Below are 18,380 nucleotides of genomic sequence, written 5' to 3'. Positions count from 1 at the left end.
GGGTACACGCGCTTATAACGACTGTCATAGTCGGCGGGGGCAGGGGCTCAGTCGGAGATCACGGCGGTGCGGTGGATCCACTCGCCGCCCTGTGCCGCCGTGCGCATGAAGGCAGCCACGTCCGCACGGCTGATCGTCGGGTTGCCCTTCATCGGCAGCCGGTCGTCCGCCCGGTAGCTGCCCTTGGCGGGGCCGTGGGTCAGCCTGGTCGGGTACACCACGGTCCAGTCCAGCCCGCTGGAGCGGAACAGGCCGCGCTGGAGTCGGAACGACACAGATGGCCTGCGCGAATGAAGCTGATTCAGCGGGCCGCTGATGCGGTCGTCGGCTCGACGGTGGGTCACGCCCTCGGTTCCGGCTCGTCGTCTGCTCGTGGCCTTTCCCGTATTGCACCCCACGTTTCCCGGATCCTTCTCGAATCACCGGACGCGACCACTTGCCATCGACCGGCGACCGCTCTATGGTCGTACGAACGTAAGGCATACGATCGTAATTTAAACCGGAGGAGCTCGCGATGGCGGCAACTCGGCCGGTGGCACTCGTGACAGGTGCATCCACCGGCATCGGAAAGGCGGCCGCCCTCGCGCTCGTCGCCGCAGGTTTCGAGACGGTGGGAACGAGCCGGAAGACGTCGGGAGCCGACCGCCGTGACGGCGTGACGTTCCTCGCCCTCGACGTAGGCAGCGACGATTCGGTCACTGCCGCGGTCGAGCAGGTGATCGCGCGGTTCGGGCGGATCGACGTCCTGGTCAACAACGCGGGCATCGGCTCCTCGGGCGCCGACGAGGAAAACTCTCTCGCGCAGGCCCAGCATCTCTTCAACATCAACGTCTTCGGCGTGATGCGCATGACCAAGGCCGTTCTCCCTCACATGCGTGCCCAGGGAAGCGGGCGCATCATCAACATCTCGTCCGTCCTCGGGTTCCTCCCCGCGCCCTACATGGCCACCTACTCGGCGTCCAAGCACGCGCTCGAGGGGTACACCGGGTCCCTGGACCACGAGATCCGCGAACACGGGGTCCGGGCCCTTATCGTCCAGCCGGGCGGTACCAAATCCTCGTTCGAGGCGAACACCGTCGAGCCCGACATGCCCATGCGCCTCTACGCGGAGCAGCGGCGGATCGCCGACCAGGTGGCGCTGGCGGTCAATGAGGGCGGCGACGACCCCACCACCGTCGCGAAGGCGATCGTCGCGGCCGCCACCGACTCCAAGCCGAAGGCGCGGTACACCGCCGGCCGGAGCGCCCGGCTTCTCAGCGCGGCGCACCGCATCCTTCCCGCCGGGGTCTTCGACGGGCAGATCCGCAAGGCCAACAAACTTGCCGGCTGAGCCGAAGGGACGGGTCTCGGGCCCTGCCTCGAATCACCGGACGCGACCAGTTGCCCTCGGCCAACGATCACCACATAGACGTACGAATGTAAAAAATTCGGGCGCATTTCAAAACCAAGGGAGACCGTGATGGCGACAACCCAACCGGTGGTGCTCGTGACGGGTGCCTCATCGGGGATCGGCAGGGAGACGGCCCGCGCCTTCGCCGCGGCGGGATTCGAGGTGATCGGAACCGCTCGCAACACGGCGCGGGTCACCGCGCCCGCCGAGGTGACCTACCTCGACCTCGACGTGACCAGCGACGAATCGGTCGCCTCCGTGGTCAAGCAGGTGATGGACCGGTTCGGACGCATCGACGTCCTGGTCAACAATGCCGGCGTCGGCGCCAACGGCGCCGCCGAAGAGTTCTCCGTCGCACGAACGCAGGACGTCTTCGACATCAACGTCTACGGCATCATGCGGATGACCAAGGCGGTTCTGCCGCACATGCGCGCCCAACGGCGCGGACGCGTCATCAACGTCTCCTCCCTCAGCGGGTTCGTCCCCAGCCCGTTCATGGCCATCTACACCTCGACCAAGCACGCGGTCGAGGGCTACTCAGGGTCGCTCGACCACGAGGTCCGCGAGCACGGCGTCCGGATCCTGCTCGTCGAGCCCGGCCCGATCAACACGCCGTTCGGGGACCACAGCGTGCAGGGCGACACCCCGTTGCCGCTTTATGCGTCGGGACGGCACACCTTCGACGAGGTGCTGGCGAAGAACACCAGCGGCGGCGACGATCCCGCCACCGTGGCCAAGGTGATCGTCGCGGCGGCCACCGACAAGAACCCGAAACTGCGGCGCACCGCCGGCTCGACGGCCGCAAGCATCAGCGCGCTCCACCGCGTCCTTCCGGCCCGGATCTTCGACCGGATCATCCGCAGGTTCAACCGGATGCCGAACTGAGGACGCGAGGGACGGTCGGCCGACGGGAACCCCGCCTCAGGGGCTGAGCGGCGGCAGGTCGCCGTCGGGCCGAGCGCGACGGCACTCAAGGCGGCGGTGACGGTGCCTCGTTGGCGCAGTGCAGTGTCGCGGGGGGTGTGACCGGCTCAAAGCTGAAGCTCTGGTGTGCCACACAGGGAAACAGGCGACGAGAGGTTGCCCGCCGCCGCTGTCGACGCTTTGGATTACGTTCGCAATATGATAGGCGGGCGAGATCGATGACGGGCAGCCGGTCCTTCCGGCCGACGAAGGAGTGTGTGCTGTGGTGCGGTACGGAAAAGAGCACAAGTCGGAGACGAGGCGGCGGATCATCGAGACGGCGGGCCGTCGGTTCAAGCAAGACGGTATCGACGCCTCCGGTATCTCGACGCTCATGAAGGACGCGGGGCTGACCAATGGGGCCTTCTACGCGCACTTCGAATCCAAGGACGAACTCGTCACCACGGCAATCGCCGACCAGTTGAAGGTACAGGCCGAGAGCGTCGTCGCGCAGGCTGCGCCGGGCCGAGCCGGACTCGAGCAGATTGTGCGCGCATACCTGTCGCCCCTGCACCGCGACAGCCTTGGTGACGGCTGCCCCAACGCCGCTCTCCTTGACGAGATCGGGCGCTGCACCGACGCAACCAGGCAGGCGTACACCGACGGCGTGCTGGTCCTGGTCGACGGCATTGCCGCCCGCATGGCACCCGAGGCCCCGTCCTCCGCCCGCGTTAAGGCGCTCAGCCTCCTCGGCCTGATGGCCGGGACGCTGCAGCTTGCCCGCGCCTTGACCGACAGCCAACTCGCTCATGAACTCCTCAATCAGGGGATAAGCAACGCCCTCGCCCTGTTGGACGCCGGGCAGGGCGTCTGACGCGCCGCACCACTATCCGCGGGCTGTGGCTTTCGGAAGAGCAGCCCGAGGCCGCCAGGATTTCTCCAATTGACACCCGGCCGACGCCACGACCCCCTGCTCGACGCCGACTCCCCCACCGGACGGCACAGGCGCTGAAGGGCGCGCTGCGAGCCCGACCGAAACGGACGGCAGAGCGACTCCTCACAGCCGCAGCAACGGGATCGGGCGGCTCATGATGCCCGGACGGCGTCTGCGGAGTCCTGCTCGTCGCCCCCCCCCCCCCCGCAAGCTCACCGCCGACCGCGCGCTCGCCTGACGCCCTGCCGAGTTCCGGCCGGTCCCGCGCACCGGCTGGGTCGGGCGTCGACGGTGTCGAAGCCCAGTCGCCTGATCAGGTCGGCGGCGCTGGTCCCACCGGGCGGTGGTGTTCGCTGATTCTGTCCGCCTGGACCTCATGGCCATCCCCGCCGACCCGGGCGAATACTGCAACCTTCGAATACCGACACTCCACCAGTGGTGCGCGAGACCAGTGAGGCGCTCGTCGGCGGGGTCACCGGTTCTGTGGCCGCTCCCCGGAGTCTGCTTCTGGGCCGGTTCGACGTGGACGGTCGGCCGCGGTACACGGGGCGGACCACCACGCTGTCCGGCGCGGCCCGCAGCGCGCTCGCCAGCCTGCTGGCTCCGGCAGGCGGTGACCATCCGTGGATGGGATGGACGTTCTCCGCAGGATGGGCCACTCGCGAGCGCCTCAACGTCACGCTGGTTCACCCCGAGCTGGTGGTGGAGGTCTCGCCGTTGATGTCGCCCGCGACCGTGCTGGCCGGTGGCGCCACCCTGTTCGATGGCACCGTATTCGAGCCGAGACGCATCCGATGCAAGCGCCGAAGTTCGGAGAACCGGACTAACCGGTCACCGCCCCGGAGCACGTCATGCACTGGTCCCGACGGCGCCGCCGCCATCAACACGGGGCCGCTGCCTGCCACCGCCGCTGGAACGAAATCACCGCAGCCGCATGATCACGACCTAGAGCTGCCGTGAGACACGTAGGACCCCCATAGGACGAAAATCATTCTATTGAGCTTAGGGAATGAAAATTCACGATCGACAAGTCCCTTGATTGCAGGTCGAACGTCTGCCGGATAAATTCGCTTCGACCATCAAGATCAAAAATGAGGAGTTTCCGTGAAGAAGGTTTCTTCCTTCCTCTCGGCGGCCATGGTGGCTGCGCTCGGAGTCGTCCCCCTCGCGGCCTCTCCCGCCTCTGCCGTTCAGCGGTGTGTGCACCACGAAGAGTACGGAAAAGACGTGTCGGACAGTGTGGCATTCGATTTCTGCATCCGGGCGGATGAGGACGAGGTCAGGGTCTCGGTTGAGAACTTCACGTGCAACACGGACAACCCGTCAAACTTCCTGCTCCAGTGCGTGGTGAGCAACGGCCTGGTCGAGACACGGAAAAACGGATCTACGACCTATGATTACCTTCCCCACTTGGAGGTGGTGGCCAACCAGCGTTACGTACGCTGGGAGACGAGTCACCCGGGTTGCGAAGAGGGGGACTTCGTCAATGCATTTATCGATGACCTCACGGTCTCCTACCACCATTGGGCCAGCGGCTGGAGTGATGTTTCCTTCGGGCATACCTTCGCGCACGGCGGCGTTCGCTGCTGACTGCTGCGGGGCTCCGGTACTCATTTCAAGTACGAGGCGGGCGAGCGGTTCGTTCGTGGTGAGAGAACTGCGGTGATCGCGAGGGATCTGCGGGTCAATGAGCGGTCGGTGGAGCGCTGGCGCCGTGCCTGGCGGGAGGGCGGTTCGGACGCGCTGGCGTCCGCGGGGCCGCCGAAACTGCCCCAGCTGTCCGACGGGCAGTTCGTCGAGTTGGAGCAAGAGTTGGCGTTGGGGCCGGCCGTGCATGGCTGGGAGGACCAGCGGTGGACCCTGGCCCGGATCAGGGTGCTGATCGCCCGGAAGTTCAGATTGGACTGCTCCTCGGCGGCGGTGTGGCGGTTGCTGCACCGGCATGGCTGATCCTGGCAGTGTCCCGCCCGCAGAGTCCTCGAGCACGGCGAGCGGGCAGTGAGCCTGTGGAAGAAGGATGTGTGGCCGCAGGCGGAATGACTGCGGCGGCGCTGGGGGCATACATCGTCTTCGAGGACGAGGCCGGGTTCTCGACGACACCACCACGTGCACGCACATGGGGCCGGCGTGGTCACACGCCGGTGGTGCGGGTGCGGGGTCGTTCCTGGCGTCGCTGGTCGATCGCGGCCATGTGCTGCTACAAGCCTGGTGAGACGTCCCGGCTCATCTACCGGCCGCGTCGCCACCGCAAGCACAAGGGCAAAGGGCGCGACACCTTCGCCTGGAGCGATTACCGCGACCTGGTCGTGCGTGCCCACATCCAGCTCCAGGCTCCCATCGTGCTGATCTGGGATGATCTCGACACCCATCGGGCAGCCGGGATGCGTGAGTACGTCGCCGCACACGACTGGTTGACCATCGTTCAACTGCCGTCGTATGCACCGGATTTGAACCCGGTCGAGGGCGTCTGGTCGCTGTTACAACACGGCCCGCCGGCCAACACCGCCTTCACCGACGACGAGCACCTCGAACGCACTCTCCGCCGAGGGCTGCGCCACATCCAGCTCCGCCCCGACCTGATCGACGGATGCCTGACTGGCACCGGACTCACACTCACCCACCGACCGACAACAACCCGAAGAGATGAGGAAGAGGCCGTCGCGATCGCCAACGGCACCCGCTACGGCCTCACCGCCGCCGTCTGGACCCAGGACGTCGGGCGAGCGGTCCGCCTGGCCCGCAGCGTCCAGGCAGGCCAGATCGCCGTCAACACTCTCGGTGACGGCGGCCCGGCCGGTGCCATCGGCGCGCCCTTCGGCGGCTACAAGCACAGCGGGTTCGGCCGCTCCATGGGTCCCGACCACCTGGAGGACTGGACACAGGTGAAGTGCGTGGTCATCAACGCCGGTTGACAGGCGTGGCCTCGCTCGGGCCGTGCGCGACGGTGCCGGCATCCGGACCGAGCCACTGATGCGCATCCGGCCGCACGTGACCTTTCAGTCCTTCCTCCCGGGTTCCGGCGAGGCAGCGCACGCCTGACTGGCCCGGAGCATGGCTCTGTAGAGGGCGCGGGGCTCGGGCGAGTCGGGCAGGGGGCCGCGGGCGGGGGCTTCGAAGGACTGGAGCATCAGGGCGACGACGCGTTTCCAGGCGTCGGGAGCAGTGTCGCCGGTGGCGTTGACGACGCCGGCATTGGCCATGTACGCCAGCACCAGGTCCTCGGGGGTGAAGTCCTCCCGCAGACGTCCGGCGGCCTTGGCGCGGCCGATGAGCTGGACGACGCCCTCGTACGCCTGGTCTCGGCGCTCCTCCAGAGCCTTGGCTGTGGGGAAGGTCATGGTCAGCACGTCGGCGAAGCCGTAATCGGCGGCCTGCATCGCGCAGCCGGTTTCGATGAACCCCGCGAGACCGCGCCAGGGATCGGGGTCGTCGAGGGCGACGCCGACCGCGTCGACGTAGGCGTCCATACGGTCGGCGAAGACCGCGGCGACCAGGTCCTCCTTCGTCGGGAAACGGCGGAACAGGGTGGCGATGCCCACCCCCGCCTCGCGGGCCACGGAAGCCATGGAGGCATTCAGGCCGTCACGCCTGAACACCGTGCGCGCGGCGGCGACGATCCGCGCGCGGTTGCGCTCGGCATCGCTGCGGAGAGGCTGCGCGGCAGGGTCATCACTGGATGGGGCGCCAAGGTTCATGACACTCAGTCTACCGAATCGGAATGCCCAATCCACTTTCACTGCTATCGTGGGTACGCCGGAACTGGACAGGCCATTCCGGATCACGAATCAGATAGCCCTTTCCGAATCGGGCGATACCCATGTCAAGGAGTTGATGATCAGTGCGCGCTGTGACATTGGCGCAGGTACCCGGCAGCCCCGAGGTGACCGAGGTGGAGGTGCCCCGCCCGGAGGCCGGTGAGGTGCTGGTGAAGGTGGCCGCGTCCTCGGTGAACGGGTTCGACCTGGGCACGGTGGCCGGATACCTGCAGGGCATGATGGAGCACCGTTTCCCGCTGATCCCCGGCAAGGACTTCGCCGGCACCGTCGAGGCGGTCGGTGAGGGTGTCGAGGGTTTCGCGGTCGGCGACGCCGTGTTCGGCGTGGACGCCAAGGCGTACCTGGGTGCCGGTTCGATGGCGCAGTACGTCGCGGTTCCCGCTGCCATCGGCATCACCCACCGGCCCGACGGGGTCTCCATGCGTGCCGCCGGCGCGCTCGGGCTGGCGGGCACCGCCGCCTTCGACGGTCTCGCCCTGCTCGGCCCGCTGGAGGGCAGCACGGTGCTGATCTCCGGTGCCACCGGCGGCGTGGGTGCCATCGCCGTGCAGCTGGCCGCGGCCCGGGGCGCGAGGGTGATCGCCACGGCCAAGCCGGGTTCCGAGAGCGGCTTCGTCTCAGCGCTGACCGACGCCGAGGTGACCGTCATCGACTACACCCAGGACATGACCGCGCAGGTCCGGGCGATCGCCCCTGACGGCGTGGACGCGGTGCTGCACCTCGCCGGCGACCTGGCCGAGCTCACCGCACTCACCCGCGACGGCGGCGCCGTCGCCTCCGCCCTCACCCTCGCCCCAGTCCCCGAGGCCTCGGAGGACCGCAAGCTGCAGACCGCCGTGCTCCGGTCCAACCCGACCGCCGACACTCTGTCCACCCTCGCCGAACAGGTCGCCTCCGGCGCCCTCAAGGTGTCGGTGAACTCAGAGTTCGACCTGGAGCGGGCCCCCGGGGCATTCGCCGCGTTCGGCGCCGGCACCGTCGGCAAGATCGCCATCACCGTCGCCTGACCGGTCCGTACCCCAGACGCTTCCACCACAACACCAAAGGACTTCACCGTGCCCAGCATCGCCATCGTCGGAGCCGGCCCCGGAATGGGCCTCGCCATCGCCCGCACCTTCGGCTCCCGCGGCTACGACGTCGCTCTCATCGCCCGCAACCGCGCCAAGCTCGACGATCTCGTCGGCCGGCTCACCGCCGAGGGCATCACCGCCGCCGCGTTCCCGGCGGACGTGCTCGACCACGACGCGCTGACCCAGGCCCTCAAGGACGCCGCCACCCGCTTCGGCGGCATCGACGTCCTGGAGCACTCCCCCTCTCCGGGCAACGGCTCCATAAGCTCCATGAACCTCACCTCCCCGTCCCAGACCAGCCCCTCCGATGTGCAGGGATGGATCGACTTCCTGCTCCACAGCGCCATCACCGCCACCCGGGCCGTCCTGCCCGCGATGCGTGAGGCCCGCACGGGCACCCTGCTCTTCACCAACGGCGCCGGCTCGGTCGACCCGAACCCGATGCTCGGCAACGTCAACCCCGCCCAGGCGGCGCTGCGCAACTGGGTGCTCAACCTGCACAAGGAGCTGGCCGACACCGGTATCCAGGCCGCGCACGTCGCCATCGGCGTGTGGATCGGCGCGGGCGGCCCGCCCGAAATCCCGACCGCCGAGGCCGAGGACATCGCCCCTCTCTACTGGGACCTGCACACCCAACGCGACGAAGCCGAGCGCGTCTTCACCGTCTGACGCCTCCCAGCTCTCCCCCGTTGAATCTTTGTTGAACCTTGATCCGCTCCATCCTCATCCGCCGCGGCAATCCCCACCGCGGCGCGACCTAAGAAGAAGGTCTCCGCTCCGATGAACGTGTTCCTGTGGATCCTGCAGGGCGTCCTCGCCGCGCTGTTCGTGGCCGCCGGCGTCACCAAGGCAACCCAGCCCCGCGAAAAGCTCATGTCCCAGCTGCCGTGGGTCAGTGACGTCTCGACACCCGTGGTGCGTCTGATCGGCGTCGCCGAACTCGCCGGCGGCCTCGGGCTGATCCTGCCGGGTGCTTTCGACATCGCCACGGTGCTCACCCCGCTGGCCGCCACCGGCCTGGCTGTGATCATGGTCCTGGCCATGGGCCTCCACGCCCGCCGCAAGGAGCCGCAGGCCATCGGGTTCAACGCGATCCTGCTCATCGTCGCCGCGGTCGTCATGTGGGGCCGGTTCGGGCCCCACTCCTTCTGACCACCCGGCCCCCCGCCCCTTCACAGCGGCCCGGTCCGCGACCACGCCGGTCGGGCCGCTCCTCCCAACCTCTGTCCGTCTACCGGAGACGACCGTGGAACTGGGCATCATCTCCCTGTCCGACCTGCAGACCGCCCCCGCCACAGGAACTGGAAATCTGGTGCTAGTGAGGCTGTCGGGCGGCTGGTAGCTGCCGGGACCAGTGGTGTTTCACCTGGGGCGGAGAACGGCTTGCGCCTGTCTCATTCCAGGACGCCCGAGTCTGTCCCGTGCTTCGATCCGGCCGCCCGCACACCTGCGCACGCCCCCGACCGGCGATGCGTCCAGGTCATGACCGACCGCCCCCCGTATCCGAGTGATCTGTCCGATGCCCGCTGGGAGTTGATCGAGCCGGTGCTGTCCGCCTGGCGCTTCGAGCGCCGCGGGCGGGCCCTGGACTTCGGCCGACCGCCCCGGCACGACCTGAGCGAGATCACGAACGCGATCCTGTACGTGGACCGCACCGGCTGCCAACGGGCCTATCTCCCGCACGACTTCCCGCCGCACCAGAGCGTCTACGGCTACTTCGCCAAGTGGCAAAAGGACGGCATCGCCTCCCAACTCAACAGCCTGTCACGGGAGTCGGTGCGGCAGCAGGAAGGCAAACAAAAGACCCCTCGGCCTGCGTGATCGATGCACAGAGCATGAAGACCTCCACCAGCGTCCCCGCCGCGGGTCAGGGCACGGACAACGCCAAGAAGATCGTGGGCCGCAAGCGGAGCATCGTGACCGACACGCTCGGCCTCCTGCTCGCGGCCCTGGTCACCGCGCCCAGCGTCCAGGACTCCAACGCCGACACCCTCCTGCTCGACCAGGTCGCCGCCGACCACCTTACGATCCGCAAGACCTGGGTAGACGGCGGCGACCGCAAGCACTTTCGTCGAGCACGCCGCCACCCTCGGCATCGACATGGAGATCAGCGCCCGCACCCCCGGGACCAGGGAATTCACCCCGATACCCACACGCTGGGCCGTGGAGCGCACCTACGGCTGGCTGATGCTCCACCGCCGCCTGGCCCCCCACCGATCCAGACATCACCTCTGCCCGTCGCAACAGAGTCAGGACAGACAACACGTCTTCAGCCGTCATCACGCGACGCAGGCTAGAAGCGATCACCTCGGACAGCGAACGGAATTCCTCCGAGCCAACCAGGAAACTGCCACCCTCAACGAGAAGGCCGGAAGCCAGCGTCGCAGCATCCTGACGCAGCCCAGCTCAAGGCCCACCAACCTTGACATGATCGACGAGACGCGCCCCCGGACTCCGTGAACCGGCAGCCGAGACCACCTGCCAAACCTGTCACGAATCCCACTCCGACCTGCCACCCCGCAGGTCAACAGCCCCCGTCGCCGCAAGATCTAATAAGACGGGACAACTGCTGCACTACCCTGTCAGGCCATGAACGCGGACCGCTGGTTGGCAGACACCCGGACCTCCTACGACACGGTCGCGGTCAGCTATGCCGACCAACTACGCGGAGCTCTGACCGGGGCGCCGTATCTCCGGGCGGCTCTGGCGCTGTTCGCCGACTTGGTGCACGCAGCCGACGGTGGGCCGGTGGCCGACGTCGGCTGTGGACCCGGACACGTCACCGCTCACCTGCATGAGCTGGGCGTGGACGCTTTCGGCATCGACCTTTCGCCCGTGATGATCGACGTGGCTCGGCGTGACCATCCCAGCCTGCGGTTCGAGGTGGGCTCGATGACCGACCTCGACCTCGGTGATGCTTCAGTCGTCGGCCTGCTCGCATTTTGGTCGTTGATTCACGTCCCCGACGAAGCAGTGCCCACGGTCTTCGGCCAGTTCCGGCGCGTGTTGCGTCCCGGCGGACCACTGCTGCTCGGCTTCCACGTCGGCGACGAATCGACGCTGAAGACGCAGGGCTACGGCGGCCACCCGATGAACGTCCACGTTCACCGCCGCAAGCCTGGCCAAGTGGCGGCCTGGCTACGCGATGCCGGGTTCACCGTCGAGGCCCACATACTGATCGACCCCGATGAGGGCGTTCCAGGTGCGGTCCTCTTCGCACGCCGGCCGGACCAGATCAGCTGAGACAGCATCTGGCATTCACCCGCCCGGGACCCGCGGCGGCGGACTGCGGATCTACCGGACCATGCGTGGACAGGCCTTCCTCACGAGCACCCCGCACACTTCGCTCGGCAAGGACTGGAATCAGTACGACCTGCTGACATCGCCGGGTGACGTGTCCGGCGACGGCCGTTCGTGGTGCGGATTCGGAGCGGTCAGCCGCCAGAGCGCCGTACGACCGCCCGCCGAAACGAGCCGAAGCACGGTAGTTGTCACCGGTAGAGCCGGATGACGTGGCGCATGCGAATGAGGCCGCCCGAAGCAGTGGGTTGTCGCCGACGAGGCGCGCGGCTTGTCACACCTGCTTATTGACCAGCCCTTCTGCCACCGGTCCCGCGACCAGCGGCTTGAGGGGTGCGCAGCCGTAGCCGTTCTCCTTGGGGCCCGAACATGATCAGATATTCGACCGGTCCGGTGGACCCGGCGTTTGCGACTCCGTGGGGGGTGCGGGTGTCGAACTCGGCGACGTCCCCGGCGGTCAGGACGAGGTCCTGGTTGCCGAGTGCGAGCCACAGCCGCCCGTACAGGACGCACAGCCACTCGTAGCCCTCGTGGGACACCTGCCGGGGCCGCCCAGGCGGCTCGACGACGGCGGGCAGCACGTGCTTGTGGGCGTGCAGGCCGCCGACGTACTGGGTCAGTGGCAACACCGCCTTGTCGTCGCCGAAGCCGCGTGGCGGCGTGCGGGGTTCGGCCGCCGGGGCAGGTGCGGTGCCGCACAGCTCGTCCAGAGAGACGCCGTAGTCCTTCGCCAGCCGCAGCAGCACCTCCAGGGTGGGCTTGCGCCGGCCGGTCTCGATCCGCGACAACGTGCTCGGTGAAATGCCGGTCGCACAGCTGACACCGACGAGCGTGGCGCCGTGCTGCTCGCGCGCGGCTCGCAGCCTGGCGCCCATTGCCGCCAACGTGCCGTCCACCTCGTCGACTGCCACCGTGACCGTTCCTTTCGACCGCGCCGCTTCCGCCCACCATCCTTCCTGCGGGTTTGCCAGCATGGCAAACCTGATCGCGTGGGGCGGGCGTCGCGCCGCATGATCGATGGGTAGCCGCCTCTGCCTGCGAACCCAGGAGGAACCCCATGCGACCCGAGCCGACCGCCACGCTCCGCCACCGCACCGTCGAGGCCCCGGCCGGACGCCTGCACCTGGTCGAGCAGGGCACCGGTCCGCTGGTCCTCCTCGTCCACGGCTTCCCCGAATCCTGGTACTCCTGGCGCCGCCAACTCCCGGCCCTCGCCGCGGCCGGGTACCGGGCAGTGGCGTTGGACGTGCGCGGCTACGGCCGCTCCTCCAAGCCCGCCGCCACCGACGCCTACCGAATGCTCGACCTGGTGGAAGACAACGTCGCCGTCGTGCGCGCCCTCGGCGAGGACAGCGCGGTGATCGTCGGCCACGACTGGGGCTCCAACATCGCCTCCGCCTCGGCCCTCCTCCACCCGGAGATCGTCCGCGCCGTCGGCCTGCTGAGCGTCCCCTACGCGCCGCCCGGCGGTCCCCGCCCCACCGACCTCTTCAGCCGGATCGGCGGCCCCGAGCAGGACTTCTACGTCTCCTACTTCCAGGAACCCGGCCGCGCCGAGGCGGAGATCGAGCCCGACGTCCGGGGCTGGCTCGCGGGCTTCTACGCGGCCCTGTCCGCCGACACCATGCCCGCCCAGAGCGAGCCCGACCCGCACTTCGTCGCCCGCGGCGGACAGCTGCGCGACCGCTTCCCCACGGGGGCTCTCCCGGCCTGGCTGAGCGAGGACGACCTCGATGTCTACGCCGGGGAGTTCGAGCGCACAGGGATCACCGGCGCACTCAACCGCTACCGCAACATGGACCGCGACTGGGAAGATCTCGCCCCGCATCAAGGAGCCCCGATCAAACAGCCGTCCCTGTTCATCGGCGGCACCCTGGACGCCTCCACCACCTGGATGTCCGACGCCATCGACGCCTACCCCACCACCCTGCCCGCCCTGTCCGCCTCCCACCTCCTGGACGCCTGCGGCCACTGGATCCAGCAGGAACACCCCGACGAGGTCAACCGCCTGCTGACCGACTGGCTCGCCACCCTCCAGGGCTGAAGCAGGCGGACTCCCCGGGCAGCCTGGCGGCTCGTTCGGACGGCGGCGGTGATACAGCGCATGCCGGTCCGTTCGGTGATGCGGAACAGCCGCACCAGCCCGAGCGAGCCAGCACACACCTACCGAGCTTCGGCTTACGAACATGGCGCATAGCGGGGAGAGATCGGGGTGGTGGTGCGGATGCGGCCATCGTCCGAGCTGCCCGAGCACGTGCGTCCGAAGTAAGCCGCCACCCTCCACCATCATCCCGCCGGAGGTGGACGGGACTGTCCCGGACTGTCCCCTCGATCCTTCGGTGCGTTGGTCGGGGCGCTGCGTCGAGAGGAGGCGGGTGTGTCTCGCCCGGGGCGGCTCTGATCACTGTCGTTGGAGGACAGGGTGTTACTCGTTGTGCTGACCTACGGCGGGGGCCTGTGATCTCGGCGGTCTGACAACCCTGTTAACGCCACAGCGACCCTCATCACCGATTCACCAGGTGCTCGGCGAGGTGACCGTTGAAGATGACCGCGACAACAGGAGCACGGACCGCAAGCACCTGATACTGACCGGCTGCCCCGCCGAGTCAGCCCCCGACCATGATGCCCTGTGGATGATCGCGCCGTGGCACATAACCGAGAGAGACAGGTTGCGCACCTGGACTTCAGCCTGCTGCCTCCCCGGCAGCGCATCCACTGTGTCTCACGCACCAGGGGAATCCAGCTCCCCGCTCCAGACAGCGCACCACCTCGTCACATCCGCCGACCGCGTGGTCGAACTCATGGGCGGGAGCCGCGACTACCGCCACCGAGGCAGCTGACGAACCGAGCACGAACAGCACCGAGCCCATCGGACAACCACCCATGCCGCGCCAGTGCGATCCAGGCGCCGGCCGACCGCGGTGGACGGCAAGTGCCTGCACGGCGCGAAGCGACCGGACGGCAGCCGAGTGTTCGTGCTGTCCGCGGTTCCCGTGACCGCCGCCGGACGCCGAGCCCACACCGACCGCCCCCGCGTCCTCTCCCGCTACGGCATCACGTGACCAACTGAACATCCGCGGCAAACGGGGGACCTGACTCTGCGGTATTTGGCGTGCCTGGCGAGCCTGCCCCGCGGTGCACCCGACCTGGCCGACAATCAGTGCTTGCTGCGGCCACGTCAATCCGGTGGGCGCAGTGCCCTAAATCGAGTCTGTCCACGAAGGAGGAACCTTGCCCACCATTGTTATCCACCACAGCGTCGACGACACCAAGCACTGGCTCGCCTCGTCGAAGCGCGAAGAATTTTTCGGGCCGCTCGGAGTCACGAACATCCGAACGTTCACCAACCCGCAGGACCCGACCCAGGTCGCGCTGACGATGGACGTACCAAATCTTGACGCCCTCATGGCCTCACTACAGGGCCCGGAGGCCGCAGCCGCAATGAAGCACGACGGTGTGCATCCCGACTCCCTCGTCATGTACGTCGAGTCCTAGTAGTGCTTCGTTGGGTCTATGCGTCTTCTTCGCGGCGTCCTTGGCGCGCAGGCCGCTGACCAGTCCGACCGCACCGGCCAGCTCCAGCAGACCGATGACACGGAAGGCGCCCATCGAATAGCCCAGGTGGCGGGCCTCGTTCTTCACGGACGGTCGGGCGAGGGCCTTGGGGAGACCCGCGGCGACGAAGCCGAGGGCGAGCAGGACGGACAGGACAACGGTGGCTTTGGCTTCCTCCCCCGCCTAAAGGCGGGGGATTCCAGTGGTCGCCCGCTGGGGTTCCTGCTTCACCGACGACGGCCCCGTCCGGGAGGACTCCCGTTGAGGTCTTACACCGTCTCCACAGGCAGACACCGCCAGCCCGGCGGCCAGGATGTTACGCGCCGCGTTGACGTCGCGGTCATGCACCGCACCGCAGACGCACGTCCATGCGCGGACGTTCAGCGGCAGCTTCCCGCGGACCGTGCCGCAGGCCCCGCACAGCTTGCTGCTGGGGAACCATCGGTCGATCACGACGAGTTCACGCCCGTACCAGGCGCACTTGTACTCCAGCATGGAGCGCAGTTGCGTCCACGACGCATCACTGATGGCACGCGCGAGCGTGCCATTCTTCAGCAGGTTGCGGACGCTCAGGTCCTCGATCACGACCGTTTGATTCTCACGGACGAGTCGAGTCGCAGCTTGTGCAGGACGTCACGGCGCCGGTCGGCGATCCTCGCATGCACACGGGCAACCTTACGGCGGGCCTTCTCCCGGTTCGCCGAACCCTTCGCCTTGCGCGACAGCTCACGCTGCGCCTTCGCCAGGCGGGCCCGGTCACTCTGCTCATGCTTGGGGTTGGCGACCTTTTCCCGGTGGACAGGGTCACCAGGGAAGTGATCCCGGCGTCCAGGCCGACGGCCGCCGTGGTAACGGGAGCCGGGGCGATGGTGTCCTCGCACAGCAGGGACACGAACCAGCGACCCGCCGCGTCACGGGACACCGTCACCGTGCTCGGCTGAGCGCCCTCGGGCAGCGGACGCGACCAGCAGATGTCCAAAGGGCCGGCCATCTTGGCCAAAGTCAGCTGTCCGTCGCGCCAGGTGAAGGCGCTGCGGGTGTACTCGGCCGACGCCCGCGACTTCTTGCGGGACTTGTAGCGCGGGTACTTCGCACGCTGGGCGAAAAAGTTCTCGAACGCCGTCTGCAGATGCCGCAGCGCCTGCCGCAACGGAACCGAGGACACCTCCGCCAGGAAGGCCAGGTTCTCGGTCTTCTTCCACTGCGTCAGCGCGGCGGACGACTGCACATAGGAGATCCGGCGCTGCTCGCCGTACCAGGCCAGAGTCCGCTCCTCCAGCGCCTTGTTGTAGACGAGGCGGACACACCCGAACGTGCGCGACAGTTCAGCCGCCTGCACGCCGGTGGGGTAAAAGCGGTACTTGAACGCCCGTTTGACCTGCCGCTTCACGCCTCACACTCGATCAACTTCCGTGTGGGCAGCGGGTGTCGGCAGGTGGACGGCGCACACCGGTCCGCCCTGGCGGCGAACCGGCTTCCCCTGCCCTGCTCCGCAGGAGCTTCGATTCCTCCCCGGCCTAAACGCCGGGGTATCCACGAAGGAGAACACCGATGAACATCGGTTACCTCAGAACGGGGGGGGTGCGCGCAGACGTCGGCGGCGGCTGAAAAGGGAGAGGAAGGGGGCAGCGGCCAAAAGAGCCGGACATCCGGGAGAAGTCAGGAGAGGCAGGCGCTGGCTGCTCACTGGGCGGTCCTCGCGAGCGGAGGCGCATGCCCCCTCACGGTGGGGCGCCCGGCGGATGCGCGCGGACCCTGCGTCCGAGTGCGCCGCCCGCCGGGCTCTGGGGTGTTCAGTCCTCGGTCTTCACCGGCGGCTCGGTCTCGCTGAGCATCTCCCGGATCTGCTCGTCGGTGGCGGTGGCCAGGAACTCGTAGATCTCGTCGGGGAAGGCCATGTGCGGCCTGGTGCGGTCCAGAGTCGGCTGGGGCACGGCCTCGGTGGGGCGGATGTAGTCGGCGGGCTCGCGGTAGCGGGCGAGGTCCTCGGCGTTGATGCCCGCCTTCTCGACGACCTCGGGGTCGAGCCAGGCCGACTCCGGGATCGCCTCGCCGGCGGTGAGTTCGAGGACCAGTCCTTCGGGCCCGGCGAAGTAGATCGAACGGCAGAAGCCGTGGTCGATGGGACCGATGACCATGATGCCGCGGCTGCGGATCCGGTCGCGCAGAGTCAGCAGCTCCTCGTCGTCGGCGACGTCGAGGGCGATGTGCTGCATGGCGCCGACGGCCACCGTTCCGGTCGGGGTGCCGGCGTGGGTGAGTCCGACCTCGATCTTGTCGGGATTGTCGGGGTGCTGGACGAAGGCGATGTAGCACGTGGGGTTGAGTTCGAGGAAGCCGTGCCAGGCGCCCTCGACATCGTGCATCCAGAACAGAGCCTTGAGCCTGCAGCCCAGGACGTCGGTGAAGAACTCGATCTGGGTCTTGATGTCCCGGGTGGCGAAGGCGATGTGGTTCAGCGCACGGGGGTGGACTGACATGTTCGATCACTCCCTTGTGATCAGCGGCCGGAGACGGCCGGGATGCGATGGACGGACATGGTCGGTGATCAGGCGGCCTCGGCTGCCGGACGGGTCAGACGCTTCCTGCACCACTCGCTGACCACGGCGGAGTAGTCGGCGGTGTGGAAGATCATCAGCTGGTGGACGCCTCCGGGGTGCACGTGCAATTGGACAGGTCCGCCGGTCGCGGCGACCACGCTGCGGGCGATGTCCGGGGTGAAGACCGGGTCCTTCTCGCCGACCGTGAAGAGGATCGGCTTGGTGTTCTCGGCCAGCGGCACGGTCGGCTCGTAGCGCATGAGGGAGCCCACCGAGGACAGTTCGTACGTCCAGGTGTTGAGCGGGTCCTCCCGCTTCTGCTGCCGGGCGCCCTTGTAGCCGTAGTCGAGATCGAGGTCGTAGAAGCGGTCGATGTCCAGGAGCAGTGCATCGCCGAACTGGGTGATCAGCTGTTCGAAGGCGTTGGTGCGGAAGGGATTGTCCGCGGGGATCATCGGTGAGGACGGGATCGCGTATCCCATCAGGACGGCGCCGGTGAAGACGTCCGAGGCCGCGTAGGCGCCGTAGGCGGCGGCCGCCCCCAGTGAGGAACCCTTGATGAACACCGGCAGGCCGGTGGTCTCGTCGATGTGCTCGGCGACCTCGACGGCCGCCCCCACCCACTCCTCCAGCGTGAAACGTCCTGCCGGTCGTACCTTGGCGATCCGGGACATCCCGTGGCCGGGCGCGTCCATGCACCACACCTCGGCACCCAGCCCGGCGTAGTGGGCGGCGAAGGGGTCGTAGACCCCGCCGTGGCCGCCAATGCCGTGCTGGACCAGCAGCACGTGATCGGGATCGGGGTGGGCGTAGCGGTAGACGAAAGTGTCCCCGACTACGTGATTCTCACGTTCCATGACTGATCTCCTGCGGCTCGTACGGGGAGCTGAAGCCGGGGTCGATGAATTGTTG

At 67.9% G+C, this 18,380-nt stretch carries 20 protein-coding genes and 4 pseudogenes; 15 read left to right on the top strand and 9 right to left on the bottom strand.

All coding sequences use genetic code 11. From position 1 onward, the window contains the following. Positions 1 to 47 precede the first annotated feature (47 nt). Positions 48 to 305, bottom strand: coding sequence for an NAD(P)H-binding protein (locus tag OG866_RS44025; RefSeq protein ID WP_443063684.1), 258 nt, complete (start codon positions 303 to 305; stop codon positions 48 to 50). Between the two features lie 209 nt (positions 306 to 514). Between OG866_RS44025 and OG866_RS44020 the strand changes: the two genes are divergently transcribed. From OG866_RS44020 to OG866_RS45355, 7 genes and pseudogenes are all read left to right on the top strand, one after another. Beyond that, positions 515 to 1,330 carry an oxidoreductase gene (locus tag OG866_RS44020; RefSeq protein ID WP_329343686.1) on the top strand — a complete coding sequence of 272 codons (816 nt, stop codon included), beginning with the start codon at positions 515 to 517 and terminating at the stop codon, positions 1,328 to 1,330. A 129-nt stretch (positions 1,331 to 1,459) separates the two neighbouring features. Then, positions 1,460 to 2,275, top strand: a complete 816-nt coding sequence (locus OG866_RS44015) for an oxidoreductase (protein ID WP_329343684.1) — start codon at positions 1,460 to 1,462, stop codon at positions 2,273 to 2,275. Positions 2,276 to 2,576: 301 nt separating this feature from the next. Further along, positions 2,577 to 3,167 (top strand): TetR/AcrR family transcriptional regulator, encoded by a 591-nt coding sequence (locus OG866_RS44010; protein WP_329343682.1) that lies wholly within the window; start codon positions 2,577 to 2,579, stop codon positions 3,165 to 3,167. Positions 3,168 to 3,662: 495 nt separating this feature from the next. Further along, on the top strand, positions 3,663 to 4,187 hold the full coding sequence (locus OG866_RS44005) for a hypothetical protein (protein ID WP_329343680.1): 525 nt from the start codon (positions 3,663 to 3,665) through the stop codon (positions 4,185 to 4,187). 144 nt (positions 4,188 to 4,331) lie between these two features. Then, complete coding sequence (locus OG866_RS44000) at positions 4,332 to 4,817, top strand: hypothetical protein (RefSeq protein ID WP_329343678.1); 486 nt, start codon at positions 4,332 to 4,334, stop codon at positions 4,815 to 4,817. After that, positions 4,818 to 5,869: pseudogene (locus tag OG866_RS45360) on the top strand (IS630 family transposase); the annotation flags it as partial. It abuts the gene before it with no gap. A 21-nt stretch (positions 5,870 to 5,890) separates the two neighbouring features. Continuing rightward, positions 5,891 to 6,139, top strand: a complete 249-nt coding sequence (locus OG866_RS45355) for an aldehyde dehydrogenase family protein (RefSeq protein WP_443063683.1) — start codon at positions 5,891 to 5,893, stop codon at positions 6,137 to 6,139. A gap of 84 nt (positions 6,140 to 6,223) precedes the next feature. Here OG866_RS45355 and OG866_RS43985 read toward each other — a convergent pair whose 3' ends face one another. Then, the gene (locus tag OG866_RS43985; RefSeq protein ID WP_329343676.1) at positions 6,224 to 6,922 is read right to left on the bottom strand and encodes a TetR/AcrR family transcriptional regulator; all 699 of its coding nucleotides are present in this window, start codon (positions 6,920 to 6,922) and stop codon (positions 6,224 to 6,226) included. Between the two features lie 143 nt (positions 6,923 to 7,065). Between OG866_RS43985 and OG866_RS43980 the strand changes: the two genes are divergently transcribed. From OG866_RS43980 to OG866_RS43960, 5 genes and pseudogenes are all read left to right on the top strand, one after another. Further along, on the top strand, positions 7,066 to 8,010 hold the full coding sequence (locus OG866_RS43980; protein ID WP_329343674.1) for an NADP-dependent oxidoreductase: 945 nt from the start codon (positions 7,066 to 7,068) through the stop codon (positions 8,008 to 8,010). A 48-nt stretch (positions 8,011 to 8,058) separates the two neighbouring features. Beyond that, positions 8,059 to 8,742 carry an SDR family NAD(P)-dependent oxidoreductase gene (locus OG866_RS43975; RefSeq protein WP_329343672.1) on the top strand — a complete coding sequence of 228 codons (684 nt, stop codon included), beginning with the start codon at positions 8,059 to 8,061 and terminating at the stop codon, positions 8,740 to 8,742. A 111-nt stretch (positions 8,743 to 8,853) separates the two neighbouring features. Further along, a complete protein-coding gene (locus OG866_RS43970; RefSeq protein WP_329343670.1) occupies positions 8,854 to 9,225 on the top strand; it encodes a DoxX family protein in 372 nt (123 codons plus the stop codon). 330 nt (positions 9,226 to 9,555) lie between these two features. Next, positions 9,556 to 10,293, top strand: a pseudogene (locus OG866_RS43965) (IS5 family transposase); the annotation flags it as partial. A gap of 369 nt (positions 10,294 to 10,662) precedes the next feature. Next, entirely contained in the window at positions 10,663 to 11,316 is a 654-nt protein-coding gene (locus OG866_RS43960) for a class I SAM-dependent DNA methyltransferase (protein WP_329343668.1), read from the top strand. 341 nt (positions 11,317 to 11,657) lie between these two features. Here the strand turns inward: OG866_RS43960 and OG866_RS43955 are convergent, their stop codons facing one another. After that, positions 11,658 to 12,284, bottom strand: coding sequence for a helix-turn-helix domain-containing protein (locus OG866_RS43955; RefSeq protein WP_329343666.1), 627 nt, complete (start codon positions 12,282 to 12,284; stop codon positions 11,658 to 11,660). Positions 12,285 to 12,430: 146 nt separating this feature from the next. Here OG866_RS43955 and OG866_RS43950 point away from each other — a divergent pair, with 146 nt between their 5' ends. The 3 genes and pseudogenes from OG866_RS43950 (at position 12,431) to OG866_RS43940 (ending at position 14,868) form a co-directional block, all read left to right on the top strand. After that, positions 12,431 to 13,417: an alpha/beta fold hydrolase gene (locus OG866_RS43950; protein WP_329343664.1), complete on the top strand. Its 987-nt coding sequence runs from the start codon at positions 12,431 to 12,433 to the stop codon at positions 13,415 to 13,417. 802 nt (positions 13,418 to 14,219) lie between these two features. Then, a pseudogene (locus OG866_RS43945) lies at positions 14,220 to 14,363 on the top strand (ISAs1 family transposase); the annotation flags it as partial. 241 nt (positions 14,364 to 14,604) lie between these two features. Next, a complete protein-coding gene (locus OG866_RS43940; protein ID WP_329343662.1) occupies positions 14,605 to 14,868 on the top strand; it encodes a hypothetical protein in 264 nt (87 codons plus the stop codon). Here OG866_RS43940 and OG866_RS45350 read toward each other — a convergent pair. The 6 genes and pseudogenes from OG866_RS45350 to OG866_RS43915 all read right to left on the bottom strand — a co-directional run bounded on the left by OG866_RS45350 (position 14,788) and on the right by OG866_RS43915 (position 18,325). Beyond that, positions 14,788 to 15,072: a DoxX family protein gene (locus OG866_RS45350; RefSeq protein ID WP_443063682.1), complete on the bottom strand. Its 285-nt coding sequence runs from the start codon at positions 15,070 to 15,072 to the stop codon at positions 14,788 to 14,790. The two genes, OG866_RS43940 and OG866_RS45350, sit on opposite strands and share 81 nt — an antisense overlap. Before the next feature lie 39 nt (positions 15,073 to 15,111). Then, positions 15,112 to 15,513 (bottom strand): RNA-guided endonuclease TnpB family protein, encoded by a 402-nt coding sequence (locus tag OG866_RS43935; protein ID WP_329343659.1) that lies wholly within the window; start codon positions 15,511 to 15,513, stop codon positions 15,112 to 15,114. Further along, on the bottom strand, positions 15,510 to 15,674 hold the full coding sequence (locus tag OG866_RS43930) for a transposase (protein ID WP_329344582.1): 165 nt from the start codon (positions 15,672 to 15,674) through the stop codon (positions 15,510 to 15,512). Before OG866_RS43930 ends, OG866_RS43935 begins: the two co-directional genes overlap by 4 nt. After that, positions 15,674 to 16,267, bottom strand: a pseudogene (locus tag OG866_RS43925) (RNA-guided endonuclease InsQ/TnpB family protein); the annotation flags it as partial. The pseudogene OG866_RS43925 and the gene OG866_RS43930, both read right to left, overlap by 1 nt. A gap of 454 nt (positions 16,268 to 16,721) precedes the next feature. Next, the gene (locus tag OG866_RS43920) at positions 16,722 to 17,408 is read right to left on the bottom strand and encodes a VOC family protein (protein WP_329343657.1); all 687 of its coding nucleotides are present in this window, start codon (positions 17,406 to 17,408) and stop codon (positions 16,722 to 16,724) included. A 68-nt stretch (positions 17,409 to 17,476) separates the two neighbouring features. Next, positions 17,477 to 18,325, bottom strand: coding sequence for an alpha/beta hydrolase (locus tag OG866_RS43915; protein WP_329343655.1), 849 nt, complete (start codon positions 18,323 to 18,325; stop codon positions 17,477 to 17,479). Positions 18,326 to 18,380 lie beyond the last annotated feature (55 nt).

This window comes from Streptomyces sp. NBC_00663, from assembly GCF_036226885.1.
GTDB lineage: Bacteria > Actinomycetota > Actinomycetes > Streptomycetales > Streptomycetaceae > Streptomyces.
The sequence above is the reverse complement of the archived record's forward strand: the minus strand, read 5'-3'. Positions and strand labels throughout refer to the sequence as shown.